The organism is Paucilactobacillus nenjiangensis, from assembly GCF_008632615.1.
GTDB lineage: Bacteria > Bacillota > Bacilli > Lactobacillales > Lactobacillaceae > Paucilactobacillus > Paucilactobacillus nenjiangensis.
In genome coordinates this window covers 841,376-859,990 of the sequence record NZ_CP043939.1, presented here as the reverse complement: position 1 = coordinate 859,990, position 18,615 = coordinate 841,376, and the positions used below count along the sequence as shown (strand labels likewise).

General features: G+C 40.0%; 15 protein-coding genes and 1 rRNA gene. 5 read left to right on the top strand and 11 right to left on the bottom strand.

Going from position 1 to position 18,615, the window contains the following annotated elements; genetic code table 11:
* Window positions 1-62 precede the first annotated feature (62 nt).
* Together F0161_RS04310 and F0161_RS04305 are read right to left on the bottom strand one after the other, a co-directional pair.
* Window positions 63-1,637, bottom strand: a 16S ribosomal RNA gene (locus tag F0161_RS04310).
* Between the two features lie 434 nt (window positions 1,638-2,071).
* Window positions 2,072-2,320 carry a YkuJ family protein gene (locus F0161_RS04305; protein ID WP_137602853.1) on the bottom strand — a complete coding sequence of 83 codons (249 nt, stop codon included), beginning with the start codon at window positions 2,318-2,320 and terminating at the stop codon, window positions 2,072-2,074.
* Window positions 2,321-2,398: 78 nt separating this feature from the next.
* On the opposite strand from F0161_RS04305, the gene F0161_RS04300 reads away from it, so the two are divergent.
* Window positions 2,399-3,571: a pyridoxal phosphate-dependent aminotransferase gene (locus F0161_RS04300; RefSeq protein ID WP_150203827.1), complete on the top strand. Its 1,173-nt coding sequence runs from the start codon at window positions 2,399-2,401 to the stop codon at window positions 3,569-3,571.
* A gap of 31 nt (window positions 3,572-3,602) precedes the next feature.
* On the opposite strand, the gene F0161_RS04295 is transcribed toward F0161_RS04300, so the two are convergent.
* The 5 genes from F0161_RS04295 to rbsK all read right to left on the bottom strand — a co-directional run bounded on the left by F0161_RS04295 (window position 3,603) and on the right by rbsK (window position 8,883).
* Window positions 3,603-4,619 (bottom strand): lysylphosphatidylglycerol synthase transmembrane domain-containing protein, encoded by a 1,017-nt coding sequence (locus F0161_RS04295; protein WP_150203826.1) that lies wholly within the window; start codon window positions 4,617-4,619, stop codon window positions 3,603-3,605.
* 2 nt (window positions 4,620-4,621) lie between these two features.
* The gene (locus tag F0161_RS04290) at window positions 4,622-5,644 is read right to left on the bottom strand and encodes a glycosyltransferase family 4 protein (RefSeq protein ID WP_150203825.1); all 1,023 of its coding nucleotides are present in this window, start codon (window positions 5,642-5,644) and stop codon (window positions 4,622-4,624) included.
* A gap of 2 nt (window positions 5,645-5,646) precedes the next feature.
* A complete protein-coding gene (locus tag F0161_RS04285) occupies window positions 5,647-6,849 on the bottom strand; it encodes a glycosyltransferase family 4 protein (RefSeq protein WP_150203824.1) in 1,203 nt (400 codons plus the stop codon).
* 392 nt (window positions 6,850-7,241) lie between these two features.
* On the bottom strand, window positions 7,242-7,946 hold the full coding sequence (gene rpiA, locus F0161_RS04280; RefSeq protein ID WP_150203823.1) for a ribose-5-phosphate isomerase RpiA: 705 nt from the start codon (window positions 7,944-7,946) through the stop codon (window positions 7,242-7,244).
* A 16-nt stretch (window positions 7,947-7,962) separates the two neighbouring features.
* On the bottom strand, window positions 7,963-8,883 hold the full coding sequence (rbsK, locus tag F0161_RS04275; RefSeq protein ID WP_150203822.1) for a ribokinase: 921 nt from the start codon (window positions 8,881-8,883) through the stop codon (window positions 7,963-7,965).
* A 490-nt stretch (window positions 8,884-9,373) separates the two neighbouring features.
* Here rbsK and F0161_RS04270 point away from each other — a divergent pair, with 490 nt between their 5' ends.
* The 3 genes from F0161_RS04270 (at window position 9,374) to fucP (ending at window position 12,908) form a co-directional block, all read left to right on the top strand.
* Window positions 9,374-10,678 (top strand): IS1380 family transposase, encoded by a 1,305-nt coding sequence (locus tag F0161_RS04270; protein WP_150203821.1) that lies wholly within the window; start codon window positions 9,374-9,376, stop codon window positions 10,676-10,678.
* Between the two features lie 415 nt (window positions 10,679-11,093).
* Window positions 11,094-11,489 (top strand): D-ribose pyranase, encoded by a 396-nt coding sequence (gene rbsD / locus F0161_RS04265; protein WP_150203820.1) that lies wholly within the window; start codon window positions 11,094-11,096, stop codon window positions 11,487-11,489.
* A 69-nt stretch (window positions 11,490-11,558) separates the two neighbouring features.
* Window positions 11,559-12,908 (top strand): L-fucose:H+ symporter permease, encoded by a 1,350-nt coding sequence (gene fucP, locus F0161_RS04260; protein ID WP_150203819.1) that lies wholly within the window; start codon window positions 11,559-11,561, stop codon window positions 12,906-12,908.
* A gap of 183 nt (window positions 12,909-13,091) precedes the next feature.
* On the opposite strand, the gene ptsP is transcribed toward fucP, so the two are convergent.
* From ptsP to F0161_RS04245, 3 genes are all read right to left on the bottom strand, one after another.
* A complete protein-coding gene (ptsP, locus tag F0161_RS04255) occupies window positions 13,092-14,810 on the bottom strand; it encodes a phosphoenolpyruvate--protein phosphotransferase (RefSeq protein WP_150203818.1) in 1,719 nt (572 codons plus the stop codon).
* Window positions 14,810-15,076, bottom strand: a complete 267-nt coding sequence (locus F0161_RS04250) for a phosphocarrier protein HPr (RefSeq protein ID WP_137602371.1) — start codon at window positions 15,074-15,076, stop codon at window positions 14,810-14,812. The genes ptsP and F0161_RS04250 overlap by 1 nt, the downstream gene beginning before the upstream one ends.
* A 130-nt stretch (window positions 15,077-15,206) precedes the next feature.
* Window positions 15,207-15,389, bottom strand: coding sequence for a hypothetical protein (locus tag F0161_RS04245; RefSeq protein WP_150203817.1), 183 nt, complete (start codon window positions 15,387-15,389; stop codon window positions 15,207-15,209).
* 238 nt (window positions 15,390-15,627) lie between these two features.
* Between F0161_RS04245 and F0161_RS04240 the strand changes: the two genes are divergently transcribed.
* Window positions 15,628-17,871: an ATP-dependent Clp protease ATP-binding subunit gene (locus F0161_RS04240; RefSeq protein WP_150203816.1), complete on the top strand. Its 2,244-nt coding sequence runs from the start codon at window positions 15,628-15,630 to the stop codon at window positions 17,869-17,871.
* 61 nt (window positions 17,872-17,932) lie between these two features.
* Here F0161_RS04240 and F0161_RS04235 read toward each other — a convergent pair whose 3' ends face one another.
* A complete protein-coding gene (locus F0161_RS04235; RefSeq protein WP_190318914.1) occupies window positions 17,933-18,544 on the bottom strand; it encodes an ECF transporter S component in 612 nt (203 codons plus the stop codon).
* Window positions 18,545-18,615: the final 71 nt, after the last annotated feature.

Here is an 18,615-nt window from a genome sequence, read left to right as displayed (position 1 = left end):
GAGTAGACCTCTCAAAACTAAATAAAGTTTCGACTAATGTGTAGGTTCCGTATATTCCTTAGAAAGGAGGTGATCCAGCCGCAGGTTCTCCTACGGCTACCTTGTTACGACTTCACCCTAATCATCTGTCCCACCTTAGGCGGCTGGCTCCTAAAAGGTTACCCCACCGACTTTGGGTGTTACAAACTCTCATGGTGTGACGGGCGGTGTGTACAAGGCCCGGGAACGTATTCACCGCGGCATGATGATCCGCGATTACTAGCGATTCCGACTTCGTGTAGGCGAGTTGCAGCCTACAGTCCGAACTGAGAACGGCTTTAAGAGATTAGCTTACTCTCGCGAGTTCGCAACTCGTTGTACCGTCCATTGTAGCACGTGTGTAGCCCAGGTCATAAGGGGCATGATGATTTGACGTCGTCCCCACCTTCCTCCGGTTTGTCACCGGCAGTCTCACTAGAGTGCCCAACTGAATGCTGGCAACTAATAATAAGGGTTGCGCTCGTTGCGGGACTTAACCCAACATCTCACGACACGAGCTGACGACAACCATGCACCACCTGTCTTAGCGTCCCCGAAGGGAACGTCCTATCTCTAGGATTGGCGCTAGATGTCAAGACCTGGTAAGGTTCTTCGCGTTGCTTCGAATTAAACCACATGCTCCACCGCTTGTGCGGGCCCCCGTCAATTCCTTTGAGTTTCAACCTTGCGGTCGTACTCCCCAGGCGGAATGCTTAATGCGTTAGCTGCGGCACTGAAGGGCGGAAACCCTCCAACACCTAGCATTCATCGTTTACGGCATGGACTACCAGGGTATCTAATCCTGTTCGCTACCCATGCTTTCGAGCCTCAGCGTCAGTTACAGACCAGACAGCCGCCTTCGCCACTGGTGTTCTTCCATATATCTACGCATTTCACCGCTACACATGGAGTTCCACTGTCCTCTTCTGCACTCAAGTTCTCCAGTTTCCGATGCACTTCCTTGGTTGAGCCAAGGGCTTTCACATCAGACTTAAAAAACCGCCTGCGCTCGCTTTACGCCCAATAAATCCGGATAACGCTTGCCACCTACGTATTACCGCGGCTGCTGGCACGTAGTTAGCCGTGGCTTTCTGGTTGGATACCGTCACTACATGATCAGTTACTATCACATACGTTCTTCTCCAACAACAGAGTTTTACGAGCCGAAACCCTTCTTCACTCACGCGGTATTGCTCCATCAGGCTTGCGCCCATTGTGGAAGATTCCCTACTGCTGCCTCCCGTAGGAGTATGGGCCGTGTCTCAGTCCCATTGTGGCCGATCAACCTCTCAGTTCGGCTACGTATCATTGTCTTGGTGAGCCATTACCTCACCAACTAACTAATACGCCGCGGGTCCATCCAAAAGTGATAGCCGAAACCATCTTTCAAATTAGAACCATGCGGTTCTAATTTTTATGCGGTATTAGCATTTGTTTCCAAATGTTATCCCCCACTTTTGGGCAGGTTACCCACGTGTTACTCACCCGTCCGCCACTCATTCAAATGTCTTTTCAATCTGGTGCAAGCACCGTCAATCTAAAACGAGAATGCGTTCGACTTGCATGTATTAGGCATACCGCCAGCGTTCATCCTGAGCCAGGATCAAACTCTCATATATAATTTAAGTTTGTAGCTCTTATTTGTTTGTATTCACGAAATTGACTTCGCAAATGTTATTTGCTTTTGACTATTGTCAAAAGACCCTACACATTTGATTTGTCGAAACTTTATTCAGTTTTCAAAGGTCTACATTTCGTTGCAAAATCCAATTAAGCAACGTATATTATGTTATCATTTTAACAAATTACTGTCAACAATTTTTTCGATTTATTTTGACGATTCAAAACTCGCGAATCCCTATAACAGCAAGAATAATCATACCAATGCAACTGACTGAAGTCAACTACTTTTGTAAAATATTTCCAACTAATTATCAGGTACTTTATCAACACTTTGTCGCTTTGACAACGAAAACTATCATAGCAAGAATCAAAGGCCTGGTCAAGCATATTTAAACATTTATTCTCGATTTTTATACGTTAGTACAAAATATTAAAAGGTTTCTTGTAATTCTGATAAGCAGTCATAGATTTCAATCGCTGCTAAATCAAGGTTATCGAACTCAAACTGTTGATAAGGACGATACTCTTCAACCGTATATAAACCCGTTACATGTTTGTATTCAACATTGCATAATTCAACGCCGAACATTTCAAAACGACGAACTTGTACGTCATCAGTTTGATCAGATTGCATGGCGTGCAAGCGACTGATGATTTTAAATAATGATAATTGATCCATTTATTCACCTCATTTTTCTAATTTACTTCTATATATATGCTAAAATTGTTTTTAGACAAATAAAAAGGAGATTTTCACATGAGCCTATTTAGAACTGATTTAAACGAAACCCTCGATGATATTGAAGTTTCTGAAATACGTCAATTCGATGAAGCGACAAGTTCTATTCCAGATATTATTAAACTAACCTTAGGTGAGCCTGATTTTACCATCCCTGAACACGTTCAGCAAGTTGCCAAACAAGCAATCGATGATAACTTTTCCCATTATACAGGAAATGCAGGAATTCCTGAACTGAGAAAGGCTGCTGCTGATTTTCAAAATAAAAAATACGGTTTAAACTATACTGCTGACAATGTGATTACTACTGTCGGTGCCTCTGAAGCAATTGCGGCTGCGTTAGGAACGATTATTAATCCTGGCGATGGTGTCTTGCTTCCCGCACCTATCTACTCGGCTTATACACCATTGATTAACTTTTATCGTGGTACAGAGTATCGAATTAACACCCGTCCCAATAACTTTGTCCTAACCCCTGAGATGGTAGAAGACACGATTAAGGCGAATCCACATGTGAATTTTAAAGCGATTGTCCTCAACTATCCAAGTAACCCAACTGGCGTTACCTATCGTCCTGATGAAATCGAAGCACTAGTGGAAGTTTTCAAGAAGTATAAACTCTGGGTTGTCAGTGATGAAATCTATTCTGAATTGACTTATGGTGATACCCATACTTCAATTGCCAAGTATCTACCTGAACAGACTATCTTAATTAATGGTTTGTCAAAATCGCACGCTATGACAGGCTGGAGAATTGGTTTTATCTTTGCGGAAGTTGAAATGATCGACCAAATCCGTAAAGTGCACCAATACATGGTCACCGCTGCCACTTCAATTGTCCAAAAAGCGGCTGTTGAAGCATTAACTACCGGAATAGATGATGGTAAGGAAATGGCTGCAGAATATCTTAAGCGTCGTGATTACGTTTATGGTGAAATGGAAAAGATGGGCTTTGAAATGGCTCGTCCAGATGGTGCCTTTTACATCTTTGCTAAGATTCCTGCAGGTTACATTCAAGATTCAATGGAATTTTGTAAAGACTTAGCACAAAAGAATCATCTAGCAATCATTCCTGGTCATGCCTTTGGTGACGAAGGTGAAGGTTATGTTCGCATTAGTTACGCTGCTGATCTCAGCAAACTACAAGAAGCTATGAAACGTCTGAAAGCCTACATGGATACCAATAAATAAGCAAAAAATATAACCATCCAAATTTGGATGGTTATTTCTTTTTTCTTTTTTTCGGTTCAAATGCTAAGGCAAACATGCCGGCAAACATACCAAAGTAGTACGTCAACAGGCGCCACAATAACATCGCCAGGACTAATTTACTATTCACGCTAATGAAGCTGGAGAATAAGACGGAGAAACTATATTCCGCCCCGCCAGAGCCACCAGGAATTGGGAACAACGAGATAATCATCACAATTAGCACGTGCAAACTGGTAACCATAATTACATTGACGTGTGACACGCCTAATGCAAGCATGATGAAATATGGGATTAAATAGTAGAACAATAACTGGATTAACGTCATAATGGCCACTTTCACCAGTTTAAAGCCTTCTTGTTTCATCTTGAGGCTTTCTTTGTAAAAACTATCAATCTTTTCATCAAGGTTGGATTTGATAGACTCATATTTATCTTTAGAGCCCCACCATTTAACTGGCTTAATTAACAAGTTCACCAGTTTCTTAGTCATCCCGTTCCAATACATAATCATCAGCAATCCAACTACGACCGCTAGATGAAATAGGAAACCGAACACTACCAGCAAGGATAAAACCTGTAACTTTTCGGCGATAAAATGAAAGCCAATTACTAAACTAATCAAAAAGTTAATAACAATCATACTTTGAAAGATCACGAATTTCATTAGTAACACTGAACTAGCCTGGCCAGCTTCAACACCCGATTGCATCATCGCAATCAATTGGGCTGGTTGGCCACCAGTTGAAAATGGTGTTAATCCGTTAAATAGTTGTTCCACCAATGGAACTCGAATCGCATCTTTAAAAGTAAAGTCATCATCGCGCTCAGACATAAATAGTTGGACAATCACCGCTTCAATCAATAGATAGATGATAATACAAGCTAATGCCACAAGTAGCCATTCCCACCGCAGCGTTTGGATATCATGAACCAGTGATGACAATTTAACATTACGCAGGGAGTAAGCAAAAATTCCTATTCCGACCAGTAACATTAAAACTAAAACAATTTTGTTTCGTCTCGACATTACTATACCTCTCTGGCTTGTTCCTCATAAAATTTTTCCCAAATAGTTGCTAAATGGTCCTTTGAATAACGTTGGGAAGCAATCACAGACTTGTCATGTAAGAATTGCAGACCAGCTGGATTGTGTTGCAATAATTGAATCTTTTGATTCATATCATCAACATCTTCAGCGGCTTCATAGTAACCATCAATAATCGCCCTGTATAACTCTAAGTCACGGAGTAAAACCGGAGTCCCACAACTAAATGCTTCTAAGACCGACATCGGAAATAGTTCATTATAGGAAGGAAGTAGAAATAAATCGGCGATATTATAGTAATCGACAATTTTATCTCGACCCACGATTCCTGGAAAAGTGAGGTTCGCCGGCGGATTATCGACGACTTTTTTCAAATCAGCATATCCATCGGTGATTTTACCAAATGAAAAGCCACCTACCCAGACGAATTGCATTTCTGGATTACGGCGCGCAAGTTCGATGAAATCATTGACCCCTTTACGTTCCTGAATCTGACCAGCACCCATCACTAAAAATTTAGATTGGTAAAAACCAAGTTCTTTCCGTAATTCAACTTTTCGTGTGGGTGTGTATTCACTAAATTCTTCTGGATCGACGAAGTTAGGAATATACGTAATTTTGCCACGATCAATTCCAACTGCCTCTAACTTACTAATAAATGACGGATTAACCACCACAATGTGATCCATTCGACGATAAAAAGTTAGTACATACCAATAAAAAATTGACTTAAATGGTTGTGGAATCTTCAGACTACCTTTCAATGTTTCCGGCAAAAAGTGAACGTAACCAATTTTACGACCCCGACCAGGTAACAAAGTGGATAAGAAAAATTGAGGGTCAATAGTATGGTAATGACTGATTTGTGAGCGCCGTAATTTATTGATTTTGATATCAAACTGATCGGCAAACCGTTCATTTAATAAATTGACTAACTCAACATAGGCACTACCGACTCCTTGCCCTGCCACTTTATTCGCTGATGAAAACATCGTGATTTTAATCATAACTACCCTCGTGGTCCTTTAAATAAATTAATTGGTTCTCGTGCTGACTGAGCGTATTCAATTTCACTATCTTTGTAAAACTGGATTACCCGTGATCCAAATGTATGTGCGGAGATTTCCTCAAGTTTGGCACTTCGCTTATCATTGTCTTCCGGTGTAAATTCAACACCGCAATATTCCAAGACGCTTGCCACCAGCTGTGCTTTCGTTTCAAAATTAACCCCGATTGCAGGATCATCGATTAATTCCAAAGTGTAAGGACTCTTCATCACAACGATTGGTAGACCAGATGCCAAGGCTTCAATATAAGTTAAGCCTTGAGATTCAGAATCAGAGGCTGAGACAAAGACATTGGCAAGTTGGTAATACTTTTGAACATCATTATTGTTGATTTCTCCGGTAAACGTCACATGGTCAGCTAAACCTAATTGGTTCGCCTGTTTTTCCAAGGTTTCACGCGCTGGGCCATCCCCGACAATCAATAATTGTGCTTTGGGTTCTGATTCTAAGATATCAGGCAAAGCTTCAATCAATTCATGAATATTTTTTTCAAACGCTAAGCGACTCAAAGACAATAACACAGGTGTATCCGAGTTATAACCCAAACTTTCCCGCATCGTCTTAATTTGAGCTTCATCGCGTTGCACACTATAGCGGTCTAAGTTAACGCCCGTAGGAATAACGCGCATTGGTACTTTGATACCATAACCAGTTAAGGTGGAACGCACTCGCTCACTAGGGCAAACAATCCCGGCCATATTCATCATAAACACGTTGGCCATCTGTTTCACATTGCGTGGTTTTAAAATTCGACCATTAGCAATGTAGTGCAGATAGTCCTGATACATAGTGTGGTACGTATGAATGCAGGGTATTTTTAACGAACGGGCCGTCACTTTCCCCATCCAGCCAAGTGAAAATTCAGTTTGGGTGTGAATGACATCGAGTTCTAGTTCCTTACATAATTTATAGGCCTTAAATAGCCCTCGAACGGCAATCCGGCGGTCTGTAAACGAAACAAAGGGGACGCTTGTAAAGCGATAGACTCCTGGTTCATCATCTTCTGGGCCAACTTTAGGGTCAGTCGTCGTAAAAATATATACATGATGACCTTGTGCGCGCAACTCATCTCTCAATGTCTTGATTGAGGTTGCCACTCCACTGACTTGTGGAAAATATGTATCTGTAAATAGCCCAATGTTCAATTTTCTACTCCTCCGGTCTCATTAGACACGAATTCACGTGAATTTAATCTTATTTAATTCTACTAAACATAAGCTATTAATTCAATTGAACCGTTGTCTCCAATGTGGTTTATTTTATCTTAATTATCATGATTCTCCAAATGATTTACATGTCACACCTGTCTGTTACGATGCCACCATAAATTTAGAAAATCGAATAATAGTTCAACACGAATTATTATAGTCTTCTGACCGATTGATACCATTGCCATTTTCCAGTCTTAACTCAATATTAAACATATCAATTACTTCTTATTTAAGTTAATCAAAATGATGGCCTCTCAATTAGCCAACCGATCAAAATTAAAAAGGTTGTTAATCCTCGACTGAGAACTAGCAACCATCTGAAATGTTTATTTAAGTTGATCAAAGCTTTCCCCGTCGCGAGTCATCCTTTTAATGCCAGTTTGAGTCCCGACGATAACGTAATCTGCAATGTCTAAGAACAGTCCATGTTCAACGACCCCCACCAGACTGATTAATTCACTTGCCAACGCATGAGGAGCCTCAATGTGTTTTAAATGTAAATCAATAATGTAATTATCTGAGTCCGTTAATAAATATTGGTCACCATTCATGCGAAAAGTTGGGTGATACCCTTTTGCCTCTAACTTTTTAAATAGTTGGCCTGAGCCAAATGGAATCACTTCAACTGGTAACGGAAATTCACCAAGTTGATGAACCAGCTTGCCTTCATCGACAATCCACATATTGCGCTTAGAATTAATCGCCACAATTTTCTCCCACAAGTGGGCCGCGCCACCGCCTTTGATACCGTCAAAATCATCACTAATTTCATCAGCACCATCAATCGTGAGGTCAATGGTCTCAACTTCATCGATTCCTTTAACCAACATCCCCAATTCTCTGGCTTGGTTGGCTGTATATTTAGATGTCGAAACACAAGTAATCTTAAGATTCTCGGCTTTCACTCGTTGACCCAAGGCGTCAACCATTAAGCGAATGGTAGAACCACTTCCTAAGCCAACTACCATACCATCTTTAATAAACTTGACTGCTTCATCGGCAACCATCTGTTTCAAACTATTTTGATCCATCATCAAACCTCCAAAATTATTTATGACTAGTTTCTAATATTTGTGATAAGTGTGGGATCGAAGGAATTGCACCGAAACCTTGCACAGTAATCGAGCTAGCCTTTTGGGCGAACGCAATGGCATCACCCATATTTTGTAAGTCACTAGTCAATTGTGAACTGAGTGCGCCGATAAAGGTATCACCCGCTGCCGTTGTATCAACCGCGTTAACTTTAAAAGCTGGAATAAATTCATGGTGTTGGTCATTGGCATAAAATGCCCCTTTATCACCTACCGTAATGACTAAGTTTTTCACACCCATTTGCTGAAATGCAGCAAAATTCTGGAGCATTGATGCTTCATCAGTCACCTTAATCCCAGTCAATGTTTCACTTTCAGTTTCATTGGGCACAATGATATCGGTATATGTTAATAATTCCGGCATAATTGCAGCAGCTGGTGCTGGATTCAGGATGGTGATAACTCCATTGGATTTGGCATATTTAAAGGCCTCTAAGGTAGCAGCTTGTGGAGTTTCAAATTGGGCAATTAAGAAATCTGACTCTTTAATTTTAGCTTGGGCACTTTCAATATCAGCTGTTCCGACTAACTGATTAGTTCCACCGTAAACGACGATACTATTTTGACCATTATCATCTAACAAAATAATAGCTGAACCAGTCCCAGTATTCGCGTCTTCGGAAATGTTGCTCGTATCGACATCGTTATCGGCTAAGCTCTTCAGCATAAATTGACCAGCATCGTCTTGACCGACTTTACCAACAAAATTAACGTCGGCACCTACCCGTACGGCTGCAATCGCTTGATTAGCACCTTTACCGCCGGCAGCACTACTTTTGTCATGTGAAGAAATGGTTTCACCAGGTAACGGCATATGGTTGATTGTAACAATGGTATCAACGTTCAGGCTTCCTAGAACTGTAACTGTGTTTGACATGTGAATTCTCCTTAAAAATATAATAACTGGTAAAACGTTTTACGTTACGCATTTAAACTTTGTGTTGTTGTTTTCAAGTTAACAGTCTATTATAGCTCGAAACCGTTTTCTAGATATTTTTTATCTGTAAGTTAAAATTCCATCATTGATGACAACTTTCTTCTATAACTGTCGGACAATAAAATTTTTTTCAAAAATTGATTGATCTGCTAAAAAATTGATTTAAATCTTGATTGCTTCTAAAAATTGCCCTCAGTCAACCATCGATTGATTATTTGTCAAAATCGTTGCATGTACAGGACTAATTTAAAAAAATATAATTAAATATTTCCTGATTTATTCACAAAGATATGCAAAATACCCATCAAACACATGCATCACGCGTTTGATGGGTATTTTGTATTTTCACCTTTTAAGTACACAAAAAGAGCCTCAGCTCTGGTATAGTTAAATTGCTAAACAAAACCACATGAGAGAAGAGGACTCTATATTGAAAACTTTACAGGAAATGGCATTAAATTTCAACAAAAACATTTTAGCATCGCATACGGGTGGTCAATTATCTTCCGATGGCGGGCTAACATTGTGTGTAGAGCTGATGGCAAAATTCCAGTTCACCATCTTGGCCGACAAACTATTGAGGTTCAATGACCAGCGACGATATTGTCAACACAGTAATTCTAGTATCTTAAAACAGTTAATTCTTCAGATTATTGCTGGTTATAGCGCAGATTCTGCGGCAACTTCTTTAGAAAAAGAACCGCTTTTTAAATTATTATTGGATAAACCGTCTTTGGCTTCACAAGCAACAATATCACGTTTTTGGCAACGCTTTGATAAAGATAGTGTTAGCACATTACAGACTTTAAATGAGGCTTTGATCGACCGTGTTCGACTATTAACCAACCAGACAGCCACGATTATTGATATCGATTCGACTCACTCAGACACTTATGGCAAACAGGAAGCCACTAACTACAACGCACATTATGGTACTGAAGGATATCATCCATTACTGGCAACTGATCAAGATGGTAACTTATTGAAAGCTGTCTTGCGTCCTGGAAATGCCTACACCAGTAAAGATGTAAAAGCTTTTTTAACACCACTATTAAAGCATTATCAAACTCAGCTGCCCACGACTGACATTCTGGTTCGTGGTGATAGTGGCTTCGCCACGCCAGAAGTTTACGATGTCTGTGAAGCCAACGATGTGTTTTACATTATTCGACTCAAACGCAATCGAAAATTACAGAATCTAGCTGAAAAGTTCGTCAAGATCAGTGATCAAACCCAGTGGCAAGAGGAAGAGACTCATTACTACTCTGAAATCTATCAATCAGCATCGTGGCCTAAGCCATGGCAGATTTATATTAAATCAACTCGAGTAGCTGGTGAACTGATCTTTTCACATGAATTTATCGTCACTAATCTGACTAATTTAACGGCTGAAACTGCCTTCGAACTGTATCACAAACGCGGCCAAATGGAAAATTACATCAAAGAAGCTAAAACAGGTTTCTTTTTCGATAAGACTGATAGTTCAACGTTTAATGCCAATGCTGCCCGGATGATGGTTAGTGTACTGGCTTACAATATTGTCAACTTTTTAAAGCAGCTAGCACTGACAAAAAATGATTCCGGCTTGTGCGTTAGCACATTGCGGATCCGTTTATTCAAAGTTGCGGCACGTGTTGTGCATACTGGCCGACGCATTCAGTTGCGGCTGAGCTCGTATCATGTTTACCATCGGCTGTTCTACCAGGCTCTACAGCGTATCCAGGCTATTGAATAACCGGCAAAATTAAAAAAATCTGTACAACCAAGGGACAAGTGTATCCAAAAGTTCAAAGCAATTCTGAGTTAGTTGAAAGATCTCACTAGCTAGAACTGATAAACATCATATTTCAGCAAAAGATAAAGACATACCCGTCAGTTTTCGAAAAAATACGAAAACTGACGGGATTTTTATGAACTATGAATAATTCAGGTATTTTCTGAATTTTCAATTCGTGGTGAAGACTGCCAGTTAGTGCTTTTAATTAGTTTTTTCTCACAACAAATATTGTGATTTTTGTCACTTAATTGTCAAACAGTTGGTTACAATCATTTCCAAAACATGATATGATTTTTATCGTTGTTCAAGTTTTGGTATTACAGGTAAAACGTTTTATCGAATGTATATTTAAATTTAGGAGGCACTAAGATCCATGAAAAAATCAACTGTAATCAACACTCACCTCTCGTCGGTGATTGCCGGCATGGGACATATGGACTGGCTCAGTGTTGGGGATGCAGGTATGCCAGTGCCCACAGGTACTGAAAAAATTGACTTGGCATTAACCAAAAACTTACCTTGCTTCATTGCGGTATTAGAAAATATCTTGAGTGAGCTGGAAGTCCAAAAGATTTATTTAGCTGATGAAATTAAGACTGAAAATCCTACTCAACTTCAAGCAATCCAAGATTTATTACCTGAAATTGACATCGAATACGTTCCTCACGCTCAATTAAAGCAAGACTTAGCTAAAACTCATGCGTTTATTCGTACGGGAGAAATGACACCGTTCTCAAATATCATTTTAGAATCTGGCGTAACATTTTAATTTACGGGTAAAACGTTTTATTAAAGAATTAAGAATTTATTTTTATAATCTAAAGGAGTACTTATTATCATGGAAGCTACTGTTGTCCCAGAAAAGAAACATGGTTGGGTTCAATTATCTGACGGATATTTGAACAAGACCCCCTTATTACAATTTATTATTGTCTGTCTGATCTTCCCTATGTGGGGATGTGCCGCTAGTTTGAATGACATCTTAATCACTCAATTCAAAACAGTTTTCACTTTAAACGATGCCTCAACTGCCTTTGTGCAAACTGCCTTTTATGGGGGTTACTTTTTAATCGCCATCCCCGCTTCACTAATTATTAAAAAAAGTAGTTACAAAATAGCAATTATGACTGGGTTAGTTTTTTATATTATAGGTTGTACTATTTTCTTCCCAGCGTCGCATTTTGCCACATATAGTATGTTCCTCGTCGCCATCTTTGCGATTGCCGTAGGACTCAGTTTCCTTGAGACTTCGTGTGACACTTACGTTTCAATGATGGGCCCTAAAAAGTCGAGTATTATGCGTTTAAACATTGCTAATACTTTGATTCCACTTGGCGACATCATGGGAATTGTTCTTGGTAAATTTTTAATTTTCGGTAAAATCAGTAGTATTTCTGAAAAAATGGCTAATATGCATGGGGCTGAACGCGTCGCTTATGGCGAAAAGATGTTACAACTTACCTTGCAGCCTTACAAGTATATCTTGATTGTCTTATTAGTTTTGCTAATTATCTTAGCGGTGACACCAATGCCACACGCCAAAGCCACTTCTATTTCTCGTACTGATGGTGATGAAGTTGAAGACAAACCAACTTTGAAAGAAACCATCAAATATCTTTGGTCAAACACTCGCTTTAAGAAAGGTGTTTTCACTCAATTTATCTACGCAGGAATGCAAACGACAGTCTGGTCCTTTACAATTCGCTTAGCACTAAACTTAATTCATATGTCTGATAGTGCCGCTGCTACGTTCATGATTTGGAGTTACGTTTCGTGGTTCGTTGGTAAGCTAGTTGCTAATATGTTCATGACGAAATTTTCAAGTACCGGTGTGTTGACTTGGTTCTCAGCCCTCGGAGTCATTTGTTTAATCGTGACGTTTACTGTACCGAATGTAACTGCCGTTTACGCAGCAGTCTTGACTAGTTTCTTCTTCGGTCCAGAATGGCCAACCATTTACGCACACACACTTGATACTGTAACTGACAAGAAGCACACTGAAACTGCCGGTGCCATTATTGTGATGTCATTAATTGGTGGAGCTATCATGCCATTTGTTCAAGGACTCGTTTCAGATTTATCTGGTTCAATGCAATTTTCATTCATTGTACCCGCACTTTGTTACGTCTTCATCACGGGTTACTTCTTCTTAGAACATCGTTATGAAAAACTTCAATTAAATAAATAAGAATTATTCGACATAGTAATATCAGACCACGTTCATGACTGAATGAGGTTTGGTATTTTTTTATATTTTCAATTGAAGTCTGGATTGAATTGAAAACGATCTTAATTTGATGATACCAAGGCAAAACAAAAAAGGATTTCAATGAAAGTCACCTTTCATCAAAATCCAAATTATTAATCATATTTACTTACATGAATCTTCGACTAACTTTTGAACTTCTTCATTTGTTTCAAGTTCAAGAGCTTTGTCAGCTAAGGTTTTAACATCAGCAGTATTCAAGCGTTTCATTAATGAACGCGTTTGAAGCATTGATGTCGCACTCATTGAAAATTCATCAAGACCTAGTCCCATTAAGATTGGAACGGCGATTTGATCGCCAGCCATTTCACCACACATACCAGCCCATTTACCTTCAGCATGAGCAGTGTCAATCACCTGCTTGATCAAGCGAAGCAATGATGGATTGTATGGTTGATAGAGGTAAGAAACATGTTCGTTTCCACGGTCGGCCGCAAAAGTATATTGAATCAAGTCGTTAGTTCCAATACTGAAGAAATCAGCATATTTGGCTAACTTATCGGCGATAATAACTGCAGCAGGAATTTCCATCATCATTCCGACTTCGATATTATCAGCAACTGGTTGTCCAGCATCAATCATCTTTTGGCGTTCTTCATCATAAATAGCACGAGCTTGTTTGAACTCGTTAACCGTGGCAATCATAGGGAACATAATGGCAATTTTACCGTAATTAGATGCACGCAAGAGCGCACGCAACTGAGTCCGGAAAATGTCTTGTTGAGACAAACTAATTCGAATAGCCCGGTAACCCAAGAAGGGGTTCATTTCTTCTGGCAATGGTAAGTATGGTAAATGCTTATCGCCACCAATATCCATGGTCCGAACAACAACTTGTTTGCCGTTCATCCCCTCAGCTACTTTTTTATAAGCTTCAAATTGTTCGTCTTCAGTTGGCAATTCTGATGAATTCATATATAAGAATTCAGAACGGAATAAACCAATTGCTTCCCCACCATTGTCCAGAACTCCATCTAAATCATCAGGAGTCCCAACATTAGCAGCGATGTCAAAATGTTTGCCATCAGCACTAACAGTTTTGGCATCTTTTAAAGATTTCCATTCAGCTTGTTCAGCCGCAAACTTGGCTGCTTCAGCTTCATATTGTTTAATCTCATCATCTGAAGGATCAATAATGATTTCTCCGGTATTACCATCAACAATAATGGTATCACCGTCTTTAATTGAAGTTGTCGCATCCCCGGTTCCAACAATGGCTGGAATTTCAAGGGTTCGAGACATGATAGCTGAATGTGAAGTCCGACCACCAATATCAGTGATAAATGCTTTCACAAATTGACGGTCTAATTGAGCCGTATCGCTAGGTGTCAAATCGTGTGAAACTACGATTGAAGTGGAATCGATTAATGAAGGGCTTGGAAGGATTACTCCTAATAAGTGACTCGTGACCCGTTTAGTGACGTCACGAATATCACCCGCACGTTCTTGCATATAAGGGTTATCGGTCATTGCCTCAAACATCCCAATATACATATCAGTGACGGTTTTGACTGCGGACTCAGCATTAACTTTATCGTCATTGATTTTAGTTTCAATGGCGCCAATTAGTTCAGGATCAGTCAAAATCGTAATATGTGCTTCGAAAACTGCTGCTTCTTCTTCACCTAGTGATTTAACTGCGTGTTCCTTGATAATCTCGAGTTCTTTTTTTGATTCACTAAATGAATCGTGAAGTCTTTCGACTTCACGTTTTGTATCCGTAATAGTTTCTTCATTAAAAGACAGGTCGGGATCTACTAACATGTAAGCCTTCGCAATTGCGATACCATTACTGGCGGCAATTCCACTGAGTCGGTTTGACATTAGTCAGACAGTCCTTCCTTTTTCATAGTTTCAGCAATAGCTGCAATTGCGTCTTTTTCATCAGCACCTTCAGCTGAAATTGTGACTGCTGCACCTTGGCCTACACCAAGTGACATAACACCCATGATTGACTTAAGATTGACACCCTTACCATCATATTGAAGAGTAATGTCTGAGCTAAATTTTGATGCAGTTTGCACCAAAATAGTTGCTGGACGTGCGTGAATTCCTGTTTCTGCTGTTACGTTAAAATCTTGTTTTTCCATGATATCAATCTCCTTCAAGAGTATAAATTAATGAGAACTCCAATTTTATGGACAATCCGTTCTCGTTTGTTAATATTTTAGCAATTGTAAGCGTTAAATTCAAGTTAAATAATGTAAACGGTTTATTTAGCTATTCGGCAACCATCCGATAGATAATCTGTCCGCCCCGCATCGCCTGCCCTTTTATTCTTTTTCGGTACTCGTAAGCGTGGAAGATTGCTTGGAATTCCACAAACTCACTGGCTTCAATCGGTAACTCTGTAATTACGCCGGTTCGAAGCTGTTCTAATAACTGAAAATAATCTTTATCCATAACCGACCTCCTAGCGTCTATTATACCAGAGATTAATTAGCACTCGACGAGTTAGTTTGCTAAATTTTCTACAACAATATTTTTACGGAGCCTTCTTAATCCCTTATGTACCAACGGTTACGGAGTTAATACAAATGACTTGCATTTAAAATAAATGCATGTATAATATAGTCAATGGTCAAAGAAGGTCAATGTTTTTTTGACCAAACACTGCTACTATTAAAAGGAGGTTCACTTCATGTTGTGTCAAAATTGTCAACAGAATCCCGCCACCATTCACCTACAAGTTTCATTGAATGGTCAACGGACACAAGTTGACCTCTGTCAAAACTGCTATCAGCAATTAAAACAAACACAAAACTTCTTAAATGGAGGTAACGGAATGGCAAATAACAATAATAACAACAATAACGGTCAATTCGGGTTTGGTAGTTTAGATGAAATGCTTCGCGCAATTCAACAACAAAACCAAGCTCAATTTTCGCAAGCGCAACAAAATCAACAACAACAAGCTCAACGTGGTCGCGGTGGTAATAATAACGGCGGCGATAGTTTACTCGCTCAATTTGGTCTCAACTTAACTGAACAAGCTAAGCAAGGCAAAATTGATCCCGTGATTGGACGGGACAATGAAATCAACCGTGTGATTGAAATCTTGAATCGTCGGACGAAGAATAACCCCGTTTTGATTGGTGAAGCCGGAGTTGGTAAAACTTCCGTGGTTGAAGGTTTAGCACTAGCAATTGTTGCCGGTCAAGTCCCTGCTAAATTATCCCATAAACAAGTTATTCGTTTAGACGTCGTGTCATTGGTCCAAGGTACTGGTGTCCGTGGTCAATTCGAAGAACGACTCCAAAAATTAATGGATGAAGTTTCCAAGAACGATGATATCATCCTCTTTATTGATGAAATCCATGAAATTATGGGTGCTGGGAATGCTGAAGGTGGTATGGATGCAGGTAACGTCTTAAAACCTGCCCTCGCTCGTGGTGAATTCCAACTAGTCGGTGCGACGACTTTAAATGAATATCGTAAGATTGAAAAAGATGCCGCTTTAGCGCGTCGGTTCCAACCAGTTCAAGTTGATGAACCATCTGTAGAAGAAACTTTACAAATTCTACGTGGAATTCAATCACGTTACCAAGATTATCATAACGTTAAATATACTGACGCAGCCATTGATGCAGCTGTTAAGTTATCTGCGCGCTACATCCAAGATCGCTTCTTACCTGATAAGGCGATTGATTTACTTGATGAAGCTGGTTCCAAAAAGAACTTAACTTTAAAGACCGCTGATCCAGCCACAATTGAAAATGAAATTCACACGGCTGAAGCCCATAAGCAACAAGCTTTGGACAATGAAGATTATGAAAAAGCTGCCTTTTACCGTGATCAAGTCGCGAAACTCGAAAAAGCCAAGAAAGATGCCGAAGAAAATCATTCGGATCAATCCGCAACGGTCACTGAAAAAGACATGCAAACGATTGTCGAAGAAAAGACCAATATTCCAGTTGGCGAATTACAAAAACAAGAACAATCTCAATTGAAAGATTTAGATAAAAACTTGGAAGCTAACGTAATTGGTCAAGATGAAGCTGTTAATAAAGTTACCCGGGCAATTCGTCGGAACCGGATTGGTTTGAATAAATCTGGTCGTCCAATTGGCTCCTTCCTGTTTGTTGGCCCTACCGGAGTTGGTAAAACAGAAACTGCTAAACAACTGGCCAAAGAATTATTCGGTTCAACCGATTCAATGATTCGCTTTGATATGAGTGAGTATATGGAGAAACACAGCACGGCGAAGTTAATCGGTTCGCCTCCTGGGTATGTGGGCTACGAAGAAGCCGGTCAGTTGACTGAGCAAGTTCGGCGCCACCCCTATAGTTTGATTCTCTTGGACGAAGTTGAAAAGGCTCATCCTGATGTAATGCACATGTTCTTGCAAATTTTGGAAGATGGCCGTCTAACAGATTCACAAGGTCGGACTGTCAGTTTCAAGGATACGATTATCATCATGACCTCGAATGCCGGTTCTGGGGATGCGGTTGTCAGCGTTGGCTTTGCGGCCGACTCTGCTGGTGAAACGCACTCAGTGATGGCCAAACTTGGCGATTACTTCAAACCAGAGTTCCTAAACCGTTTTGATGGCATTGTCGAATTCAACGCCTTAACTAAGGAAGACTTAGGTAAGATTGTTGGCTTGATGATTGATGATGTGAATAAGATGTTGGCTGACCGTGACTTGTATATTCACGTCACTGGCCCAGTCCAAGATAAGTTAGTTGAATTAGGTTATGACCCAACTATGGGTGCTCGTCCACTCCGTCGAGTGATTCAAGAACAAATCGAAGACCGGATTGCTGATTTTGTAATCGATAATCCCAAGATTAAGAACTTGAATGCCAAAATTGTTGATGGTGAAATCGTGATTGAACCTTCTAACAACGCTCCCGTGGCTGTTGAAGAAAAAGCTAAAAATTAATCAATATTAAAAAAGGAATTCCTCACATTTTGTGAGAGAATTCCTTTTTTTGTTTCTGCCCTTATGAAGCTTGTTGTCGTTGAGTCACTTTGCGTAACGGCGTCGCAATTAATGGCGCAATAATTGCTGCCATCAGCATCTCCGCTAGTCCGTTAGTTACAAAGATAGCAGACAAAGCTTTAAATAAATTGCTGACGTTGACACCATAGACCTTTGCGACCTCTGGTGTGTGATAAAAGATGTAAATGAATCCCAACACCAAGACCGTGTTGGTAAGTGCTCCTAAAATTGCCGCAATCACCATTGAACTAAGCGAATGTTTGAAAAGTTTAAACAGTGCCATGAATGTCCAACCAGCCACTAACCCAATCATAATTCTTGGGAAAACTGATACCAACGGATTCACAAATACCAAGGGTGCTAATGGGCTACTGGGAAAAGCAAACGCGCGAATCCAAGTCAAAACGCCCCAGACGCCTCCCACGATTGCTCCATCGACCGGCCCCAAGACAATCGCCGTGATAATCACGGTCACGTGAAGCGTTGTCAGACTGAGCGGACCAATTGGAATGTTCCCGAGCATTGGAATAAAGTCCTGTAACACGATAATTGCAGTTAAGATTGCTAAAATACTGATACGATATGTTGATCTTTTCTTTCTCAATTTGGCCACCTCGCCTAGTTAATGTTATTATTATAACGTGTAGGAAATAAAATTAAAAATATCTAGTGAAATATCTCTAA